At 66.8% G+C, this 20,989-nt stretch carries 3 protein-coding genes; 2 read left to right on the plus strand and 1 reads right to left on the minus strand.

Features of this window, described 5'->3' with window-relative positions; genetic code table 11:
• Positions 1-54: 54 nt before the first annotated feature.
• Both H7A76_RS23065 and H7A76_RS23070 read left to right on the plus strand, forming a co-directional pair.
• Complete coding sequence (locus H7A76_RS23065; protein ID WP_185700645.1) at positions 55-12,429, plus strand: SDR family NAD(P)-dependent oxidoreductase; 12,375 nt, start codon at positions 55-57, stop codon at positions 12,427-12,429.
• 55 nt (positions 12,430-12,484) lie between these two features.
• Positions 12,485-20,068 carry an SDR family NAD(P)-dependent oxidoreductase gene (locus H7A76_RS23070; RefSeq protein WP_185700646.1) on the plus strand — a complete coding sequence of 2,528 codons (7,584 nt, stop codon included), beginning with the start codon at positions 12,485-12,487 and terminating at the stop codon, positions 20,066-20,068.
• Positions 20,069-20,105: 37 nt separating this feature from the next.
• Here the strand turns inward: H7A76_RS23070 and H7A76_RS23075 are convergent, their stop codons facing one another.
• Entirely contained in the window at positions 20,106-20,972 is an 867-nt protein-coding gene (locus H7A76_RS23075) for a class I SAM-dependent methyltransferase (protein ID WP_185700647.1), read from the minus strand.
• Positions 20,973-20,989: the final 17 nt, after the last annotated feature.

A 20,989-nucleotide genomic window follows, 5' to 3' on the forward strand; every position in this document is an offset into this window, starting at 1 on the left:
CAGCGTACTTCTGGCTCATGCAGGCACTACCGCAACCAAGGATTGGAGAGAGCAGTGGACAGTAGAATCAGGGCTCTGCATGGCAGGATCCAGCGCCAGGAGATCAGCCTGGAGCAGGCGGCGCGGGAGTTCGAGAAGTTGCGCGCCAGCCTGCGGGCCGGGCCGGCAGGCCGTCGGCTGCAGGTGCCCACGGCCGGTGCCGACCTGGTCGCGGCCGCGGTGTATCGCTACGACGAACCCTGCCTGCGCGATCATCGCTTCGATCAACGACGGATCCTCCTCGGGCTGACCTATGCCAGCCTGGCGCTGGAGCAGGGGCTGGGCCAGCTCGCCGAGGGCGAGGCGTTGCGCTTGAACCAGCTGCTGTTCGCCGCGCCAGTGGCACTGGCGAGTGGCGAGCAGCTGGAGGTGGCGATCCGGGCTGGCGGGCCCGGGTTCGAAGCGGTATGCCGACGCAGCGCGCAGGCGCCCTGGCAAGTGGCGGCCAGCGGCGAACTGACGGCGGTGGCTGCCGAGCACCAGGCCATCGCCCCCGTCGAGTTGAGCAGCACGATGACCCGGCTGGACCCGGCCTCCATCTACCAGGTCAGCGAACAGCTGTTCATCGGCGACAGCTATCGCACCCTGCAAGCGCTCTACCGGCAGCCGGAACGTCCCGAGGTGCTGGCCCGGGTGGTGGTGGATGACGAGCGCCCCTACGGCTTGCACCCCTTGCTGATCAACAGCGCATTCTTGAGCATCGTCCCGCTGCTGGACGGGGAGAGCCTGTCCGGCATGCATGTTCCCCTGGGGATCAAGTCCTTGACGCTGCACCGCCGCCAAGCCCCGATGAGTGGCTGGATCCGTGGGCAGTTGCTGAAGAACTCCGGCGAACTGCTGCTGTTCGATGCCGGGCTGTACAGCGACGACGGCGAACTGGTCGCGCAGTTCAGCGGCTGCTCGCTCAAGCGCCTGCGCAACAGCAACCTGGAACCGGCCTTACCGGCCGAGGGCGCCAGCCGCGAGGCCATCGAGGCCTACCTGCTGGCCCAATTGCACGGGATCGGCGCCAGCGGCATCAGTCGCCAGCAACGTCAGCGCAACCTGATGGACCTGGGCCTGGAGTCGGCGCACCTGGTGGACCTGGCGCAACGCATCGCCAGCGCCACGGCCATCGAACTGGAGCCGACGGTGTTCTTCGAATACCCGAGCCTGGCCGAGCTGGCGGGCTTTCTCTGGCAGGAGCACGGCGCGGCCTTCGGCCGTTTGCTCGACCAACCGGATACCACGGAGAGCACCGGTGCGACGCCAGCGCCCGCCCCGAACAGCGCGCCGACCGCGCGGGCCGGACACCGTGACGCAAGCGAGCAGGATATCGCCATCATCGGCCAGCACGGGCAGTTCGCCGAGGCCGGCGACCTGGAGCAGTTCTGGCGCAATATCTGGCACGACCGCGAGCTGATCAAGACCGTGCCCGAGGATCACTGGGACGTTGCGCCCTGGTTCGATGCCGATCCCGAGGCCAAGGACAAGACCTATTCGCGCTGGGGCAGTTTCATCGACGGGGTCGACCGCTTCGATGCCGGCTTTTTCAACATGTCGCGTCGCGAGGCGCAGTGGATGGACCCGCAGGTGCGCCTGCTGCTGCAGAGCGCCTATACCTGCGCCGAGGATGCCGGGGTGATCCGCCGCTTACGTGGCAGCGACACCGGCGTGTTCATCGGTTCGTGCTTCAACGAGTATGTCGACAAGATCGGCGAGCTCGGCCTGCCCATGGACCCGTACATCGCCACCGGCAGCGGCACCATCGCCGCCAACCGGATTTCCTTCTGGTTCGACCTCAAGGGGCCGAGCCTGATGTTCAATACCGCCTGCTCTTCGTCGCTGGTCGCGTTGCACGCGGCCTGCGTCGCCCTGCGCAACGGCGAATGCGGCATGGCCCTGGTCGGTGGCAGCAACCTGCTGCTGTCGTCCTGGCACTACCGCTATTTCTCGACGATCCGCGCGTTGTCGCCCACTGGCCGTTGCCACACCTTCGACACCCGCGCCGACGGCTATGTGCCAGGGGAGTGCGTGGCGACCGTGCTGCTCAAGCCGCTGTCCCGGGCCCTGGCCGATGGTGACCCGATCCATGCCGTGATCAAGGGCTCGGCGGCGCTGCACGGTGGCTATACCCCATCGCTGACGGCGCCCAGCGTGACCGGCGAGGAAAACGTGATAGTGCAGGCCTGGCGCAACGCCGGCATCGATCCGCGGACGCTTGGCTACATCGAGGCCCATGGCACCGGCACCCGGCTGGGCGATCCGATCGAGATCAATGCCCTCAAGCGAGCCTTTGCCCGCTATACCCAGGACCGGGGCTTCTGCCATATCGGCTCGGTCAAGGCCAACATCGGCCATGCCGAGGGGGCGGCCGGCATCGCCGGGGTGCTCAAGGTGGTGCAGCAGATGAAGCACCGCAAGTTGCCCGCCCTGGGCCACTTCCAGGAGCAGAACCCCCATATCAGGCTCGATGACTCACCGCTGCTGATCGACCTGGAAGGCCGCGACTGGCCGGAACAGGCCACACCACGGCGTGCCGGAGTCAGTTCCTTCGGGTTTTCCGGCACCAATGCCCACGCGGTGCTGGAGGAGTACCGTGAACATCGCCGGTTCGCCATCCACCATGGCCAGCCGGTGCTGGTGCCGCTCTCGGCGCGCGATGACACGCGCTTGCGCCAGCAGGTGCAGCAACTGCTGGCCTACCTCGAGCACCAGGCTCCGGATCTCGGCGCCCTGGCCTACACCCTGCAAGTCGGCCGCGAGGCCATGGCGGCCCGGGCGATTTTCCTGGTCACCGACTTGCAGCAACTGCAACACCAGCTGCAAGCCTGGAGCGCTGGCGAGCGCGACGCCACCTTTGCCGCCGCCAGCCTCGATATCAACCAGGCCCTGGACCGTGCAGACCTTTCGCAATTGGCCGCGCTGTGGCTCAGCGAACCGGCGCAGAGCATCGACTGGGAGCGGTTGCATGACGCCGACTGCTTGCCGGCACGAATCAGCCTGCCCGGTTATGCCTTCGCCCAGGACCGCTATTGGCTGGAAGCCCCGGCCCAGGGCACGGCGACTGGCGACACCACAAGCCTCGGCAGCGGCAGCGCCGACAGCGCGCTGCTGGGTTTCAGCGAACAGTGGCTGGCCGTGGCCGAACCCGAGGGTGAGGCTCGGCCGCTGCGGGTGCTGTGCCTGCTGGGCGATCCCTCGCTACGCCGGCAACTGGCCGATGTGGCGCAGACCCTGAGCCCGGGCAGCGAACTGCTGTTCGTGGCCGCGGCCCTGGCCAACGAACCTGACGAGGATGGCCAGCGCCGAGTCGCGGCACAGGATCCGCAGCGACTGCAGCAGGGCCTGCACCAGGCGCTGGCCGATTTTTGCCCCGACCGCGTGCTGTACCTGTGGGCCATGGACGATCGGCGCTGGACCAGCGACAGCAGCCCGATCGTCGCCTTGCTCAAGGCCATCGCCGCCAACGCGAGGCCCATCCAGCGGCTATTGCTGGCCGGACGCGCCAGGGATGTCCTGGAACGTTGCCACCTGGAGTCGTGGATCGGCATCGAGCGCTCCCTGGGCACCTTGCTCGACTGCCCGGTGACGGTGGCTATCGATTGCCCCCAGGGCTCGCCCGACGATCACCGCTGGTTGCCACGGGTGTGGCGGCAACTGAGCGGCGAAGTGCCGGGCAGCCGCCTGTACCAGGACCTTGAGCCGCTGCGGCCGACGCTGGTTCCTGTCACCCTCGGGGCTGGCAGCGCCCCCTTGGCCCTGGAGCGGCTGGACACCTTGTTGATCACCGGCGGGCTCGGCGAACTGGGCTGGCTGCTGGCGAACCACCTGTCGCAGCGGGCCAGGCAACGCTCCAGCGGCCGCTTGCAGCTGTTGCTCAACGGGCGCTCGCCGTTGTCGGCAAGCGCCCGGGCGCGCATCGAGGCGCTGGGTCATGCGCGCTGCCGGGTTTTCCATGTCCAGGCCGATTGCGCCGATGGCCAGGCACTGACCGCCGCGCTGGCCCAGGTCCTGGTCCACAGTGGGCCGATCGATGGCCTGGTGCATGCCGCCGGCCTCAAGGCCAGTGGCAACGTGCTGGCCAGTTCGCCGCAGGAATTCGCCGCGGTGCTCAAGGCCAAGGTCGAGGCCAGCCAGGTGCTGGACCAGGTGCTGGCGGAGCAGCCACTGGCACTGATCTGTCATTTTTCCTCGAGCTCGGCGCTGCTCGGCGACATGGGCGCCTGCAGCTATGCCATGGCCAACCGCTTCCAGCAGGCCTACGCCCGGCATGTCCAGGCCAAGCAGGCCCGGCGGGTGGTGACGATCAACTGGCCGTTATGGCGCGAAGGTGGGATGACGCTGGGCGAGGGCGATTCCACCGAGTTCTATCTCAAGTCCAGCGGCCAACGGCTGCTGGAAAGCGCCGAGGGCCTGGACTGGCTGGAAAGGGCCGTCGCCAGCGATATCCAGCAGGTCATGGTTCTGGCCGGGCAACCCGGACGCCTGCGGCAACTGGTGGCGGGCATCGACCGGCCGCTCGCCAAGCCCCAGGCCGCCACCGTGGCGTCGACGCGGCATGCAGGGGCAGGGCGTCCGGAACTCAAGGGCCTGAGTCTCGAGCAGGCGTTGGCCTGGGACCTGCGCGACTTGGCGAGCAGGCCCTTGCAGGCCGAACGGCAGGCGCTGGACGACGACCGCAACCTGGCCGACTTCGGCTTCGACTCCATCAGCCTGGCCGAATATGCCGGGCTGCTGAGCCGGCACCTGGGGTTGAAGTTGACCCCGGAAGTATTCTTCAGCCACTCGACCCTGGCGAAACTGGCCGCTTACTTGCTCACGCAGCACCGGCAAGCCGTCGAAGCCTGCTACCTGCGGCCCCAGGGCCCGGCCCCTGAGCCTGAGCCTGTGCTTGAGCCAGCCACGCCGATGCCACAGGCCGCGAGCCCGGGGACCCAGGCGGACAGCATCGCGATCATCGGCCTCAGCGGACGGTTTCCCGGGGCTCGTAGCCCCGATGAACTGTGGCAGTTGCTGGCCGAAGGCCGGGACATGGTCGATGAGATCGCACCGCAACGCTACGACTGGCGCGAGCACTACGGCGATCCCCGGGAAAACCCGGCCAAGACCCGTTGCATCTGGATGGGCAGCGTGCCGGGAATCGACGAGTTCGACCCGCTGTTCTTCGAGATCTCGCCCCGCGAGGCGAGCCAACTCGATCCCCGCCAGCGCTTGCTGTTGCAGGAGGGCTGGAACGTCCTGGAGGATGCCGGAATCGGCCCGCGCCAGTTGGCGGCGCAGCGGGTAGGAATGTTCGTCGGCGTCGAGGAGGGCGACTTCCAGCGGCTGGCCGGCGAAGAAAGCCTGACCTCCAGCCATAACGGCATCCTCGCCTCGCGGCTGGCCTACTTCCTGAACCTCACCGGCCCGGCCATGGCGATCAATACCGCCTGCTCGTCGGCGCTGGTGGCATTGCACCAGGCCGCTTCCAGCCTGCGCAACCAGGAATGCGAGATGGCCATCGCCGCCGGGGTCAACCTGATCTTTTCGGCCGATGCCTTCATCGGCATGACCCAGGCCGGGATGCTCTCGCCGGATGGCAAGTGCTTCGCCTTCGATCACCGGGCCAACGGCATGGTCCCGGGCGAGGCCGTATGTTGCGTATTGCTCAAGCCCCTGGCCCGGGCCGAGGCCGACGGCGACCGGATCTACGCGACCCTGCGGGCCAGCGGTATCAACTACGACGGCAAGACCAACGGCATCACCGCGCCCAGTGGCGCCTCGCAGCAACGCTTGCTGGAGGACGTCTACCGGCGCGCCGGACTGCAGACCCGGGAGGTGGACTACATCGTGGCCCACGGCACGGGCACCCAGCTGGGCGACCCGGTGGAGATCAATGCCCTGAACGATGCGTTCCGCGGCAATCCCCCGGGGCATTGCGCACTGACCTCGACCAAGACCAACCTGGGCCATACCTTCGCCGCCTCGGGCCTGGTCAGTGTCATTGCCCTGGTGCAGGCGCTGCGCCACGAGACCATTCCCGCCAGCCTGCATTGCGAACAGGAAAACGACTACATCCAGTGGCAACAGAGTCCGTTCTACGTCAACAAGGCCAACAAAGCCTGGCCCCGGGCCGGACGCGGGCACGAACGGATCGGGGCGGTCAGTGCCTTCGGCATGAGCGGTACCAATGCCCACGTGGTGCTGCAGGACTACAGCCGGCAACCGGCCGCGGGGCAAGCACGGCAGGCGTGCTACTTGCTGGTGCTGTCGGCCAAGAGCGCCGAGGCCCTCCAGGACCGGGCCGCACAGCTGAAGACAGCGTTGGAGCGCGGTGGCTACCTGGATGAGCAACTGCCCTCCATCAGCCATACGCTGCTCGAAGGTCGCCATCACTTCCGGCATCGCCTGGCACTGGTGGCGGCGGACCTGCAGGAAACGTGCTACGCCTTGCAGTGCTACCTGGCCGGCGAGAAACGGCCCAACCTGTTCGCCGGCGAGATGGATCGCGACTTCACCCCGGGCAAGACCGTCGTGCGCTATATCGAGCAGTTGCAGGGCGATTGCCGGGGCGCGGAGGCAGAGACGCTGCGCGAATCCCTGGCGGGGCTGGCGGACTGTTATCGCCAGGGCTATGAACTCGACGGCGGACGGCTGTTCGCCACGCCGCCGGCGCGCATAGCGCTGCCGGGCTATCCGTTCGCCCGCGAGCGCTACTGGCCCCACGCCCGCCAGCGCCAGTCGTCCGCGACCGGGCCGCAAGCCCAATGGCTGCATCCGCTGCTGCAGCGCAACCTCTCGACCCTGGCCCGCCCGTGCTTCGCCAGCCGCTTCAGTGGCCAGGAGCGCTTTTTGGTCGATCATCGGATCGGCGAGCAACGGGTGTTTCCCGCGGTCGCCTACCTGGAGATGGCGCGCGAGGCCATCGTCCGTGCCAGCGAACGAACCATGCAGCACGTCACCTTGTGCAACCTGGCCTGGCTGCGGCCACTGGTTTTGTCGACGGTGCAAGCCGGCGAGATCGAGTTGTTCTGTGAACTCACGCCCCAGGCAGGCGATCGCCTGTCGTTCAAGATCTACAGCCTCGACGGCAGCGAGCAGCAACTGCATGCCCAGGGCGATGCGCTGCTGGCAGCGGTGGTCGCTCCCGCCGCCCTGGACCTGGCGCAGCTGGAAGCCGGCTGCGACCTGGGCGAGCGCAGCCACGAAGCGCTGTACCAGGGCTTCGCCAGCCTGGGCGTGCACTACGGCAGCAGCTTCCGCGCGGTCGGGCAGATCCGCCTGGGCCGCGACCAGGTGCTCGGCCAGTTGTCGGCCGGTGCCCTCGATCCGCAGATGAGCGGCGTCGCGCTGCCCCCGGGCATCCTCGACAGTGCACTGCATATCGCCACGGTATTGGGGCAAGGTCCGCAGGCGACGGGCCCGGCGCTACCGTTCGCCTTGGACCGCCTGCGGGTGCATGGCTCGCTCGAGCAGGCGCTGCGCGACGGTCCACTGACGGTGCTCGCCAGCCGTAGAGCGCTGCCGGCCGGCACGACGGTCGACAAGGTCGACCTGCAGATCCACGATCAGGCCGGCCAGTGCCTGCTGCAACTGGAAGGGTTCAGTTCACGGCGGATCCAGGATCAGGCCTCGGTGTTGCCGGTAGCGCAGGCCAGGCAAGACGACACCGAGTTGGCACGCTCGATCCGCACCCCGTCCTGGCAGAGCCTGGATGACCCCGGCGAGCCGCTGCCAGAGGGTGTCCGGCCACAGCTGCTGCTGTTGGGGCTGCCGGATACCGTGGTAACGCGACTGCGCGAGCAGTTCGGCGCCCAGGTCAGCCTGTTGCCCGGGGCGCCCGGGGCCACCGGCGCGGCGGTGTACGAGGCTGCGGCGCTGGCCTTGCTCGACTACCTGCAACGGCGGGATGCCACGGCGGGCGACTACCTGCAGCTTTATGTCGTCCAGGGCCAGTCCGACCTGCGCCTGGGGGCGCTGGAGGCGCTGCTCGGCACCGCGATGATCGAAAACGGCCAGTTGCAGGCGCGGCTGGTGCTGCTGGACCCCGACCTGGGAGAGGCGGGGATGTACCGGATGATCGAACAGCAGAGCCGCGTCCATTGCCGGCAGCGGGTGCGAGTGCTGGCCAACGGCAGCCTCTATGCCCGTCAATGGCATGAGCTGGCCGTCGCCTCCAAGCCACAGCGCGAGCCCGGGCCATGGCGCGACGGCGGGGTATATGCAATCACCGGCGGCGCCGGCGGCCTGGGCTTGTTGTTCGCCCGGCATATTGCCGGCAGTTGCCGCAACCCGGTGCTGTACCTGGCCGGGCGTTCGGCCAGCGAACCGAAGATGCAGCAGGCCTTCGAACAACTGCAGGCGCTCGGCGCCCGGGTGTTCTACCAGGCGCTGGATGTCGCTGACGCCGCGGCCGTGAACCGCTGGATCGATGCCATCCACGCCGGGCAGGGTGAACTGCACGGGGTGATCCACAGTGCCGGGGTGATCCGCGACGGCCTGATCCCGGGCAAGCGCGCCAGTGATTTCTCCCAGGTGCTGGCGGCCAAGGTCAGGGGGCTCGAGGCCCTGGACCTGGCCATTGGCGAACGGCCACTGGACTTCTTCGTCTGTTGTTCATCCCAGGCGGCCCTGGGCAACCTGGGGCAGGCGGACTATGCCTGTGCCAACGCCTGGATGGATGCCTACATGCATTATCGGCAAGCGCTTTGCGCCGACGGCAAGCGCAAGGGCCGCTCGCTGAGCATCAACTGGCCGTTGTGGCGCGACGGTGGCATGGGCCTGGCGCCCGTGATCGAGCAACAACTGCGCGAACGCTTTGGCATCGTGCCCATGCCCCAGGAGGTGGGCTTGCAAAGCCTGCAACTGTTGTTAGCCGAGTCGGTCACCGCCCAGGCCTGGGTGGTGTATGGCGAGGCCGCGCGCCTGGCCGGTATCGGCCTGGCCCCTGCCGGCCAGGGGCTCCCCCCGGCTGGAGCGCCACCCCGCGTCCACAGCGACGCGGGCCTCGGCGACAGCGAGCTGCGCCAGCGGATCCAGGCCTTCATCGTGCAGATCGTGGCCAAGGTGACCCAGGTCGATGCGGCGAAGATCCACCCAGCGGAGAAGTTCGAGGCCTACGGGTTCGATTCGATCATGGCGGTCGGGGTGACCAACGAACTGGAAAAACACCTGGGCTCGTTGCCCAAGACCCTGCTGTTCGAGCACGTCAACATCGCCGGCATGGTCGAGCACTTCGCGCAGAAGTATCGCCAGCACTTCGCCGCTATGTTCGCCGGTGATGCCTTGGCGCCAGCGGCCGGCATCGCCCCGGAGCCATCGCCGGTGGATCGCTTCGCCCGTGCCGCAGCGGCCGTGGCGTCGGCTTCCGAGGAGCCGATGCCGGACAGCGACCTGGCGCAATACGTGGCGGTGATCGGCCTGGGCGGCCATTACCCGGGGGCCGACGACATCGACCAGCTGTGGCGCAACCTGGCCAATGGCGTCGACTGCATGGAGGAGTTTCCCGCCGAGCGCTGGGACCATGCCAAGCTCTACTACAAGAACCGTGACGTGCTGGGCAAGACCACGTGCATCAACGGCTCATTCATCAAGGATGTGGACAAGTTCGACTACAGCTACTTCAAGATGCCCAAGGTCTATGCCGACCACATGTCGCCGGAAGTCAGGCTGTTCCTGCAAACCGCGGTGCATACCTTCGAGGACGCCGGCTATTCCCGCGAGACCCTGCAACGCCGTTATGGCGGCAACGTCGGTGTGCTGCTGGGAGCCATGAGCAACGACTATCACTACTACGGTTTCGAACACAATCTGTCCGGCGGCGCCATGGCTTCTGGCTCGGGCATGGCCACCATTCCCATGACGGTGTCGTACTTCTATGGCCTGACCGGGCCGAGCCTGTTCATCGATACCATGTGTTCGTCGTCCTCGACCTGCATCCATACCGCCTTCCAGATGCTGCGCCACGATGAAACCATGATGGTCCTGGCCGGCGGCCTGAACCTGATGTACCACCCCTATACGGTGGTCAATACCTCCCAGGGCAACTTCACCTCGATCACTTCCCGGTCGGTCAACAGCTACGGAGTGGGCGCCGACGGTACGGTGATCGGCGAAGGCGTCGGGGCGGTGCTGCTCAAGCGCCTGGATCGGGCCATCGCCGATCGCGACCAGATCTACGGGGTGATCAAGGGCTCGGCGATCACCAATGCCGGCGAGCGCAATGGCTTCAACGTGCCCAACCCGGACTTGCAGACCCTGGCGATTCGCCAGGCCATGGAGCAGGCCAAGGTGCACCCGGCGTCGATTTCCTATGTCGAGGGCCATGGTTCGGGCACACGCCTGGGCGATCCGATCGAGGTCCTGGGGTTGCGCAATGCGTTCATGCCCCATACCCAGGACAAGCAGTTCTGCTACCTGGGCTCGATAAAATCCAACATCGGCCACCTGCTGGCCGCCTCGGGCGTGGCCGGGCTGACCAAGACCCTGTTGCAGCTCAAGCACGGGCAGATCGCTCCCTCGATCCACTCGGGGGTGCTCAACCAGGACATCGACTTCGCCGATTCGCCCTTCAAGGTGCCGCAGCAATTGGTCGAGTGGCGCCGCCCGGAGCACCTGGTCGACGGCCGGCTGCAGAGCTTGCCACGGCGCGCCGGCCTGACGTCGATCGCTGCCGGGGGCATGAACGCCCACATGATCGTCGAGGAGTTCGTGCCGCCAGCGGACGCCGCCGGGCAGATTGCGGATGAGTGCCTGGCGTTCGTGTTCTCGGTGCACAAGTTGGCGCTGCTGGCGGAGAACCTCAGAAAGTTTCGTACCTGGCTGGCCAGCAGTGATGCTTCGCTGGCCCAGGTCGCCTACACGCTGCAAGTGGGCAAGAACAACCTGCGCAACCGCCTGGTGATCCGCTGCGCCAACCGCCAGGCACTGCTGGATGGCCTGGCGGAGTGCAGCGAGGGCCGCTACGACAACGCAAGCTTCTATCACTTCGCGGAAACCACGGCGAGTCGCTTGCCCCGGGCGGACGAACCGCTGGCGGCGTTGTTGGGGCGCTGGCTGGGGGGCGACAACGATGTCGACTGGACCAGCCTGTACGAGCGCCAGCCACAGCGCATCAGCCTGCCGGCCTACGCCTTCGAGAGGAACCGCTGCTGGTACACCGAGCCGGGCTACGAGTCGGCGATCATCAACCCGTCGATGTTCACCCGCAAACTGCATCCACTGGTGAGCGAGAGTTGCCCCAGCACCGCTGAGGGCGCGCTGTTTCGCTGCGAACTGGTGCCGGCGCAGTTGCTCGACTACCTGTACCGGGCACCCGGCGGCCAGCGCCTCGGTGCCTTCAACTTCGTCGATGTGGCTCTGGCGATGCCGGCGCTGGTGGAGCGATTCGACGGCTGCACGCTGGCGGTATCCTGCGCTTTCGAGCATTTCATCGGCGATTGGGCGACGGTTGGCGGGCTGCGTTATCGCCTGTTGGAAATCGATGCCGGGCAACTGGAGCTGGAGTTCGATGCGCTACGCCAGGATGGCCAGTCGATCAACCTGGGGTTCGCCCTGATCAACCCACTGGCGGGCGGGCAACCGGTCGTGGCGCAATCCTGGCTCGATGCCGCCGACGAGCTGTTGAGCCGCCAACCGGCCACCGATGCCAACGAACGCCTGGCCCGGGCCGGCTACGATTTTGCTCCCTACCTGGAGAACACCGGCGGGTGGGTCGTCGGCGGCAGTGGCTTGCTGCTCGGAGGCCGGCCACCGCTCAACCGGCACAATCACCACGCCGCCAACCTGCACCTGACGCCGTACCTGGCGACCACCCTCGACAAGGCGTTCTACCTGTTGTTGGACCAGTTGGGGCTAGGCCAGGCCCAGGTAGTGATAGGCAATATCGAGCAACTGTGCTGCTACCAGTCACCGGCCGGCGACTTCACGGTGGTGCTCAGCGGTATCGGGCTGGGAGCCGACGGCCTGGCTTGTTGCTTACTGGTACTCGATGAGCAGGCGCGGATCTGCCTCAAGGCCGATCGGGTCAGCCTGCATCTCGATCAACGCCAGCTGGCGGCTATCGACCACGACCACCCATGGCTTGCGGGGCAGGTCGCCGATGTTTCCCGGTCGTCGCTACAGGCCAGCTCCGGCGGCGAGGCCAAGCCGCAGGTCGCCAGGGCGGATACCGGTGCCGGCGATCCAGGGGACCAGATACTGGCGTTCATCCAGGAACAGTTGCAGCACAAGCTGGGGTTCTCGCCCGAGGAGATCGGCCAGTCGGCACAGGTGCATGACCTGGGGCTGGACTCGATCATGGTGATGCAACTGACCGATAGCCTGAACAAGCGCTTCGGCACCCGGCTGATGCCCGACCTGTTCTATGAGAAGCAGCAACTGGGTGAATTGGCGGCAAGGCTGCAAGCACAGCACAAGGCGCTGCATTGAGCGGCAGAAGCGACCCGGCCGTCCAGGCTGCCGGGCAAACCAGGACGGTAAGGGCATGAACGATACAACCTCGAACCATACATCCGACATCCGTCTGCCCAACCAGCGACCGTCGCCGCGCCAAGCCGGCGCGCCGGCGCCACGGGACAGGCGCCAGGTCAGCGAGATTTCCCGCCCGCGGCCAGCGCCGCAAGCAGCGGATACCCGGGTGGCCATCGTCGGTTTTTCCGGACGTTTTCCGGGGGCCGCCGACGCCGGGCAATTCTGGCAGGCGTTGCGCCAGGAGCGTTCGCACATCAGTGAGTTGCCCTATTGGCACCTGCCGGGCATCGCCGAGCGTGCCCACCTGCGGGATACCTTCGCGTGCCCGGGCGGCTTCATCGACGAGCCCTTGGCGTTCGACGCCGACTTCTTCAGGATCAGCGCTCGCGAGGCCGAGGCCATGGATCCGCAGCATCGGCTGGTGCTGGAGCAGACCTGGGCCGCCTTCGAGCATGCGGGTATTCGCCCCGGCGACCTGCGAGGCAGCGATACGGGGGTCTTCATCGGGATTTCTTCCGCCGACTACAACGGCCTGCTGGCCCGCGCCGATGCCGGCAGCCACGATGCCACGGGCAATGCCCACTCGATCATCGCCAACCGCATTTCCTACCTGTTCGACTTCCATGGCCCCAGCGCTCCCGTCGACACCGCCTGTTCCAGCTCGCTGGTGGCGGTCCATCGCGCCGTGCAGGCGATCCGCAACGGCGATTGCGCGGTGGCGGTGGCTGGCGGAGTCAACCTGTGCCTGGAACCCATGGTGTTCATCGGTGCGCTGAAGGCCGGCATGCTCAGTCCGAGCGGCCGTTGCAAGGCCTTCGCCGAGGATGCCGACGGCTATGTGCGGGGCGAAGGCGTCGGGGTGGTGATCCTCAAGGACTACCAGCAGGCCCTGGCCGATGGCGACAACATCGTCGCGACGGTCATCGGTTCGGCGGAAAACCATGGCGGCCATGCCAACTCCCTGACCGCACCCAATCCCAGGGCCCAGGCCGAATTGCTCAAGCAAGCGTACCGCGGCCTGGACATCGCCAGCATCGGCTACATAGAGGTCCACGGCACGGGCACGCGCCTGGGCGACCCGATCGAGATCAGCGGGCTCAAGCAGGCCTTCGCCGAACTGGGCGCCAAGCCCGGCCAGCGTTGCTACCTGGGCTCGGTGAAAACCAACATCGGCCATCTCGAGTCCGCAGCCGGGATCGCCGGGCTGATCAAGACCCTGCTGGTACTGCACAACGGTTATCTGCCCAGGAGCCTGCACAGCGAACGGCTCAATCCCTATATCGAACTGGCCGACAGCCCGTTCGAGATCCTCCAGGCCGGGCGCGAATGGCCATCGGCCCAGGACAGCCAGGGCAATCCGCTGCCGCGCCGGGCCGGCGTCAGTTCATTCGGCTTCGGCGGGGCCAACGCCCATGTGGTGCTTGAAGCGGTCGGCCCCGTCGAGGGCACGGCGCAACCAGGCATGGCGGCGACCTTGTTCCCGCTCTCGGCCCGCAGCCCCGACGCCCTGCAGGCGCGGGTCCGGCAGTTGCTCGAGTTCCTGCAGGGCGAACGACAACCGGCCTTGGCGGAACTAGCCGCCAGCTTGCAACTGGGTCGCGAGGCGATGGAGTACCGGCTGGCCTTCGTAGCCCACAGTCACGCCAGCCTGGTGGAGCAGTTGCGTGCCTGCGGCGCTGGCATCCGGGCCTGCGCCCCGAGTGCCGCGGAGCAAGTGCTTGGCGCTCTGCAGCAGCACGATGGCAGCACCTTGCTGGGCTTGTGGGTCCAGGGCGCCGAAGTGGACTGGCGCCAGCTCTACCGGCACTGCCGGCCGACACGCATTCCCTTGCCGACCTATCCGTTCAGCCGCGAACGCTACTGGCTCAGCGCCGGCGCCGAGCCGGTGCAACCGGGGCCGGGCGCCCTGCATCCGCTGGTACACCGCAATACTTCGGATCTCTCGGGGCAACGCTTTAGCAGTCGCTTCAGCGGCAACGAGTGGTTTTTCACCGAGCATCGGGTCAATGGCCGGAAGACCCTGCCTGGCGTGGCCTACCTGGAGATGGCCAGGGCCGCCCTGGAGTTGTCCCTGGGCGCTGAGCAACGCCTGGCAGGCCTGAAGAACATCGCCTGGCGCCGCCCCATGTGCCATGAGGGCGGTGAGTTGCTGATCGATATCGAACTGGCGGAGCAGGGCGCCGGTGAGATTCGTTTCGAGATCCGCGATGCCCTGGGCGATGACTCGTGTTACTGCACCGGGGTGGCCCTGCTGGGTTCCAGCGAGCAACCGGCACCGCTGGACCTGGCGGCCATCGCCAACGCCACCGGCGAGCGGCCGTTGGAGCCGGAACATTGCTATGGCGTGTTCGCCGCAATGGGCCTGGTCTATGGCGAACGGTTTCGCCGGATCCAGGCACTGCAGGCCGGCCACGACCAGGTATTGGCCAAGCTGCTGGGCGAGCCAGATACCGCGACTGACTTGCCGTGCGGCCTGCTCGATGCCGCTTTGCAGGCCGGGATGGGCCTGGCCGAGCCGGGTCATCAAGCAACCGGTCAGGAGCCACGGCCCTTGGTGCCGTTCGCCCTGGACAGGGTGATCCTTGGCGATCTGCGCTTGCTCAAGCAGCCGTGCCAGGCCTGGGTGCGCCATGGCGCCGGCCACCAGCCCGGGCGTATCAGCAAGCTGGACGTGGACCTTTGCGACGATCAGGGGCGCATAGCCCTGCGCCTGCAGGGTTTTTCGTCGCGGGTGCTTGCGCCGGCCGCCGAGCCGCTGCTGGTCCTGCGCCCAGTGTGGCGCGACGAAACCCTTGAACAGCCCGCTCAGCGATCCGTCGCCCGGCAGTGGGTGCTGGTGGCCGCCGCCCCGACCGTGGACCTGCAATCCCTGCAAGATAGTTGCCAGGCCCTGGCCGGCGCGCAGCAATCGATCGTTATCGAACGTTTGCCCCAGGTGCCCGACGATCCGGGCGTTGCCCTGCCGGAGCTGGCCAGCTTCCTGATCCAGCGGTTGCAGACGTGCCCCGCCGACAGCCTGGTGCAACTGGTATGGGGCGAAGCAGGGCCGGCCACCGCCGTTTTCAAAGCCTTGCTGGCCTTGCTCAAGACGGCCAGGAACGAAGGCCTGGTGGCCGCCGTCCAGCTTCTGGAACTGCCCGGGGATCTGAACCCCCAACGGCTGCTGGACAATGGCCGGCAGGATGCCGAGCAGGTGCGTTACCTCGCAGGCCAGCGCCAGGTGCTGGCCTGGGAGGAAACCACGCTGGCCGACGACCCTGCCGATCCTTGGCGACCGGGCGGGGCCTATCTGTTGAGCGGTGGTACCGGTGGCCTGGGCTTGCTGCTGGCACACAGCATTGCCCGCCAGGCCCGGGGCGTGCGACTGGTGTTGGCCAGTCGCGGGGCCGAGCAACTGTCGGCGCACGCGCAGGCGCGCATCGAGGCACTGCGGGCGCTGGGCGCCGAGGTGCACCTGCACGCCCTGGATATCAGCGACCCGCAGGCGGTACGGACACTGGTCGAGCGCTGCGAGCACCTGTTCGGCACGCTAAACGGGATTGTCCATTGCGCGGGCATCACTCGCGACAGTCGCCTATGCAACAAGCGCGCAAGCGACATGGCGGCGGTACTGGCGCCCAAGGTGGCGGGGGTGCTGAACCTCGACCGCGCCAGCGCGCACCTGATGCTGGACTGCTTCGTGCTGTACTCGTCGGTGAGCGCGGTAATCGGTAACCCAGGGCAGGGCGACTACGCCCTGGCCAATGGCTTCATGGATGAATGGGCCGGCTGGCGCAACGCCCAGGTCCAGGCAGGCCTGCGCCATGGACGGACCCTGGCGATTGACTGGCCGTTGTGGGCCAACGGCGGCATGGGGATCGATGCCATGCGCGAACGCCAGATGTTCGAGCACAGCGGAATCCGTCCCTTGAGCGATGCCGGCGGCCTGAACACGTTGCGCCGGCTACTGGCCAGTGCCGAAGGCGCTGGGCGCTGGCTGGTGCTGCAAGGAGATATCGCCAGGATCAGAAGCTTCATCGCCGGGCAGCGCCAGGCGCCTGGACCAGCGACGGTCGAGCCAGAAGCCGCACCCGTGCCGCAGGTCATGGAGGATGAGCTGGAGAACCTGGCGATCCGCTATTTCAAGCAGCTGCTGGCGAACACCCTCAAGCGTCCCCAGGAGAAGATCGACAGCGACGAGTCGTTCGAACGCTATGGGGCCGATTCGATCCTGCTGACCGAGTTGACCGGCCAGCTGGAGCGAAGCTTCGGCTCGCTGCCCAATACCTTGCTGTACGAACACCAGACGGTGCGCGAGTTGAGCCAGTATTTCAGCCGCCAGCAACCGGAGCGGCTGCGCCAGTTACTGGCGCCGGGACAGGCGCGCCGTGCGCCGCCCGGTCAGGCCGACGCCGCGCCCCGGGCGGCACCGGCAGCCGCGCGGCGACAGGGCCAGCGCCAGGCCCGGGCCGCACAGCCAGCGACCACTGGCGGTCGCGACCTGGCGATCGTCGGGATCAGTGGGCGCTATCCGGGCGCCGAAGACCTGGAGACCTTGTGGCGCAAGCTGGCCGCGGGCCAGGATCTGATCAGCGAGGTACCGGCCGCGCGCTGGGACCACCAGGCCTATTTCCACCCGGAGCGCGGGCGCTTCGACAAGACCTACTGCAAATGGGGCGGCTTTCTCGATGGCATCGAGGATTTCGATCCGCTGTTCTTCAATCTCTCGCCCCGCGAGGCACCGATCATCAACCCCAACGACCGGTTGTTCCTGGAGACCTGCTGGAACCTGCTGGAAAGCGCCGGCATCACCCGGCAACAGCTCAAGCAACGCTATCAGCAGCAGGTGGGGGTCTTCGTCGGAGTGATGTACCAGCAATACCAGGCGTTCGCAGCGGATCTGGTCCGCGAGTCCCTGGTGTCCGTGACGTCCTACAGCGCCATCGCCAACCGGGTGTCCTATTTCTTCGATTTCCAGGGACCGAGCCTGGCCATCGATACCATGTGCTCGTCGTCGATCTCGGCGATCCATGCCGCCGGCGAAGCGCTGCGCAACGGCGATTGCCGGTTGGCGATCGCCGGCGGCGTCAATCTCAGCCTGCATCCGAAGAAGTACATCGGCCTGAGCATCGGCCAGGTACTGGGCAGCCATGCCGGCAGCCGCAGCTTCGCCGACGGCGATGGCTACCTGCCGGCCGAAGGCGTCGGGGCGGTATTGCTCAAGACCCTGGCCGACGCGGAGCGCGATGGCGATCCGGTGCTGGCGGTGATCAAGTCGACGGCGGTCAACCATGGCGGCCATACCCATGGTTTCTCGATGCCCAGCGCCAAGCTGCAGGCAGCCTTGATCGAGGGCAACTTCAAGCGGGCCGGCATCGACCCGCGCACCATCAGCTATGTCGAGTCGGCGGCCAACGGTTCGGCCATGGGCGACGCGATCGAGTTGAGCGCCCTCAGCCGGGTATTCGCCGAGGCCGGGGTTGCGCCCCGGTCTTGCGCCATCGGTTCGGTCAAATCCAATGTCGGGCATGCCGAGGCCGCCTCGGGCCTGTGTGCCCTCAGCAAGCTGGTACTGCAATTGCAGCACCGGCAATTGGCGCCATCGTTGCTGCTCGGCCAGTTGAATCCACAGTTGGACTTCGAGAGCTCGCCATTCGTGTTGCAACGTACGCTGGCCGACTGGCCGCAGCCGCTGCTGGAGATCGACGGCATGGCCCAGGCCGTGCCGCGTCGGGCCGCGCTCAGTGCCTTCGGCGCTGGCGGCTCGAATGCCCACCTGATCCTGGAGGAGTACCCAGGCACGAACGCGGGCGAGGCACCGCCAGGACCGGACGAAGAACAGATCGTGCCGCTGTCCGCGCGCACCCGGCACTCCCTGCACCAGGCGCTGGCCAGGTTGGCGCATCATCTGGATCGCCATCGGCCAGTGCGCCTGCAAGACCTGGCCCATACCCTGCAGGTTGGCCGTGAGGCCATGCCGCTGCGCCTGGCGTTGCGGGTGGCCAGCATCGACCAGTTGCGCACGCTGCTGGCCGAGATCCTGGCCGCGCTTGCCCAGGGCGAAAGCCTGGTTGCGTTACAAGCCCGAGGCTTGCCGCTGGCCTTCGGTGATGTCGAGGCGGTTCCGGCGGCGCTCGCCAGTCTGTTGTCCGGGCCGGGGGCCGCGGCCTTCGGCCAGGGCCTGGTCGGTGCCGGCGACCTGCAGCAGTTGGCATTGCTCTGGACCCAGGGGGGCGAGGTTCCCTGGCATGAACTGGCCCCGAAGGCCGGTGCGCGACTGATCGACCTGCCGACCTATGCCTTCGACAGGCAGCGCTATTGGCTGGAGCAGGGCGCCGCGCCCAGTTCGACGGATGAGCTGCCCGCCGCTGTCGCGAGCGCTCCCCTGGAATCCGGAAAAGCACCGCGTACCGCCGCAGAGCAGGGCTTGTACCTGCTTGCGGAACTGTTGGGCATGGCGCCTGAGGAACTGGCGCCGGCCAGGCCGCTCACGGCCTACGGCGCCGATTCGATCGTGATGTTGCAATGGGCGATGCAGGTGCAGGCCCGGATCGATCCCCGATTGGTGCTGGCGGATATCCAGCGCTGCAATACCCTTGGCGATGTCCTGGAACTGCTCGACCGGCCCCTGGCGCCGGATGACCGGCGAGAGGTGGCGCTGCCCGCGCAGATCATCGGCTTGCTCGGCGGATCGCCAGTGCGTTTCCCGGAATTGCAGCGGCTCAACCAGGCGCAGCACGGTCGTCCGGTGTTCTGGTTCCACGGCGCCCTGGGGGGCAGCGAGATCTACCAGGGGCTGGCCCAGCAGGTGCAACGCCCGTTCTTCGGCCTGCAGGCCAGGGGCTGGATGACCGATCGCGCGCCGTTACAGGGCATCCAGGCCATGGCGGCCTATTACATCCAGGTCATCCAGTCGGTGCAGCCGCAGGGCCCCTATGACCTGGGGGGCTATTCCCTGGGCGGCATGCTGGCTTATGAAGTGACCCGGCAGTTGCAGGAACTGGGGGAAAGCGTCGACAGCCTGGTGATGCTCGACTCGCCGGACGTGACCGGCGAGCGCACCGCGCGCCTGAGTGACAAGACCCGCCTGTTGCAGACCGTCAACATGTCCTTGCAAATGACCATCGGCCAGACGCCGGAGCGTTTTGCCCAGGTGCTGATCCACCGCGACGAAGTGGACCTGGCCCTGGCGATCGCGGATTACCGCGAGCAACTGATCGGGCTGGCTCGCCAGCGTGGCCTGGCCATCAGCGAGCAACGCCTGCAAGAGCGGCTGGAGCAAGTCACGCGGGTCCAGCAGGCCTACCAGGTCGAGCACTACCGCATCCTGCCGCTGCCCAGGGCCGGGGAAGTGGCCTGCCGTTATTTTCGCAATGCCAGTGGCTTGTGGATGGGCGAGCTGGAACCGTTCTTTTCCACCGACAGCCAGGAGTTCGCCGCTTTCAATCACGCCGACTATTGGCAGGAATGGCAACGCCAGCTGCCGAATTTCGAAATGACCGACGTGGCCTCGGCCAACCACATGACCCTGTTGACCCAACCGGAGGTATTCCGGGTGATCGCCCGGTCGTGTGCGGCCCTGTATTGCCCAGAGGCGGTGGAGAGTGCCATTGGCTGAGGCCCGAGGCGGTCTCTGCACCTGTTGTCGATGGGCTTCAGGCGGCTTTTTTCAGGCGCCAGAGCTTGTACGCCAGATGGCCGTTCCTGTAGGCCTTGACGCCGCTGTCATCGAAGAAGTGGAACATGGTGTCGAATGCGTGCCAGACCTCGGGCGGCAGCGCCGTGCCTTGTTGCTTCTTCTCGTTCACCAGGCTCTTGAGCAGGTGCTTGAGGTGACCTTGCTCGCTTTCGAAGGCCCTGAGCACGCCTTCGGAAATATCGGCGTGATCGCGCACCTCGAAGCGCGCATGGCGAATCATCGCTTCGTGCTGTTCCAGCACGTTCTCGAAGAAATCGACGCCGATGCTGTCACGCTCGTTCAAGGTGCTGGGGTTGTCGCCCTTCATGGTGTCGGCGTACAGGAACCAGCCATCGTCCTTCAGTACCCGGCGCACCTGCGTGCCGAAGGTATCGAGGTCGGGATAGCAGTGCGACGACTCGATATTGATCACGACGTCGAACTGCTTGTCGGCAAACGGCAGGGCCATGGCGTCACCCTCGACGAAGGTCAGCCCCGGCAGGGCATGCACCCGGTTGCACAACTCGATATGCGCCGGGCAGAAATCCATCCCGGTGACGGACGCCGCCCCGGTGTAGCGGGCCAGGTAGGAGCAGTTGCCGCCACGCCCAGAGCCGACTTCCAGGACCTTCTTGCCGCGCAGGTCGATATTCCCCAGCAGGGTGCGAATCAGGTTCGCCGAGCATTTCTGCTCCAGGTCCCGGTCGTCGATCCAGTCGAAGTTGCTGTCCCTGGCCAGGTAGCCGTAGTTGAGGAACGTCAGGCGCTGGTCGGGGAACATCCGGGTCATCATGTCGTACCACTGGCTGATCGGCGATACGGTCACTGGTCCTTGGGTCGTCATTTCTACCTCCATGTGGG

Origin of the sequence: Pseudomonas sp. MSSRFD41 (assembly GCF_014230245.1) — a bacterium.
Lineage (GTDB): Bacteria > Pseudomonadota > Gammaproteobacteria > Pseudomonadales > Pseudomonadaceae > Aquipseudomonas > Aquipseudomonas piscis.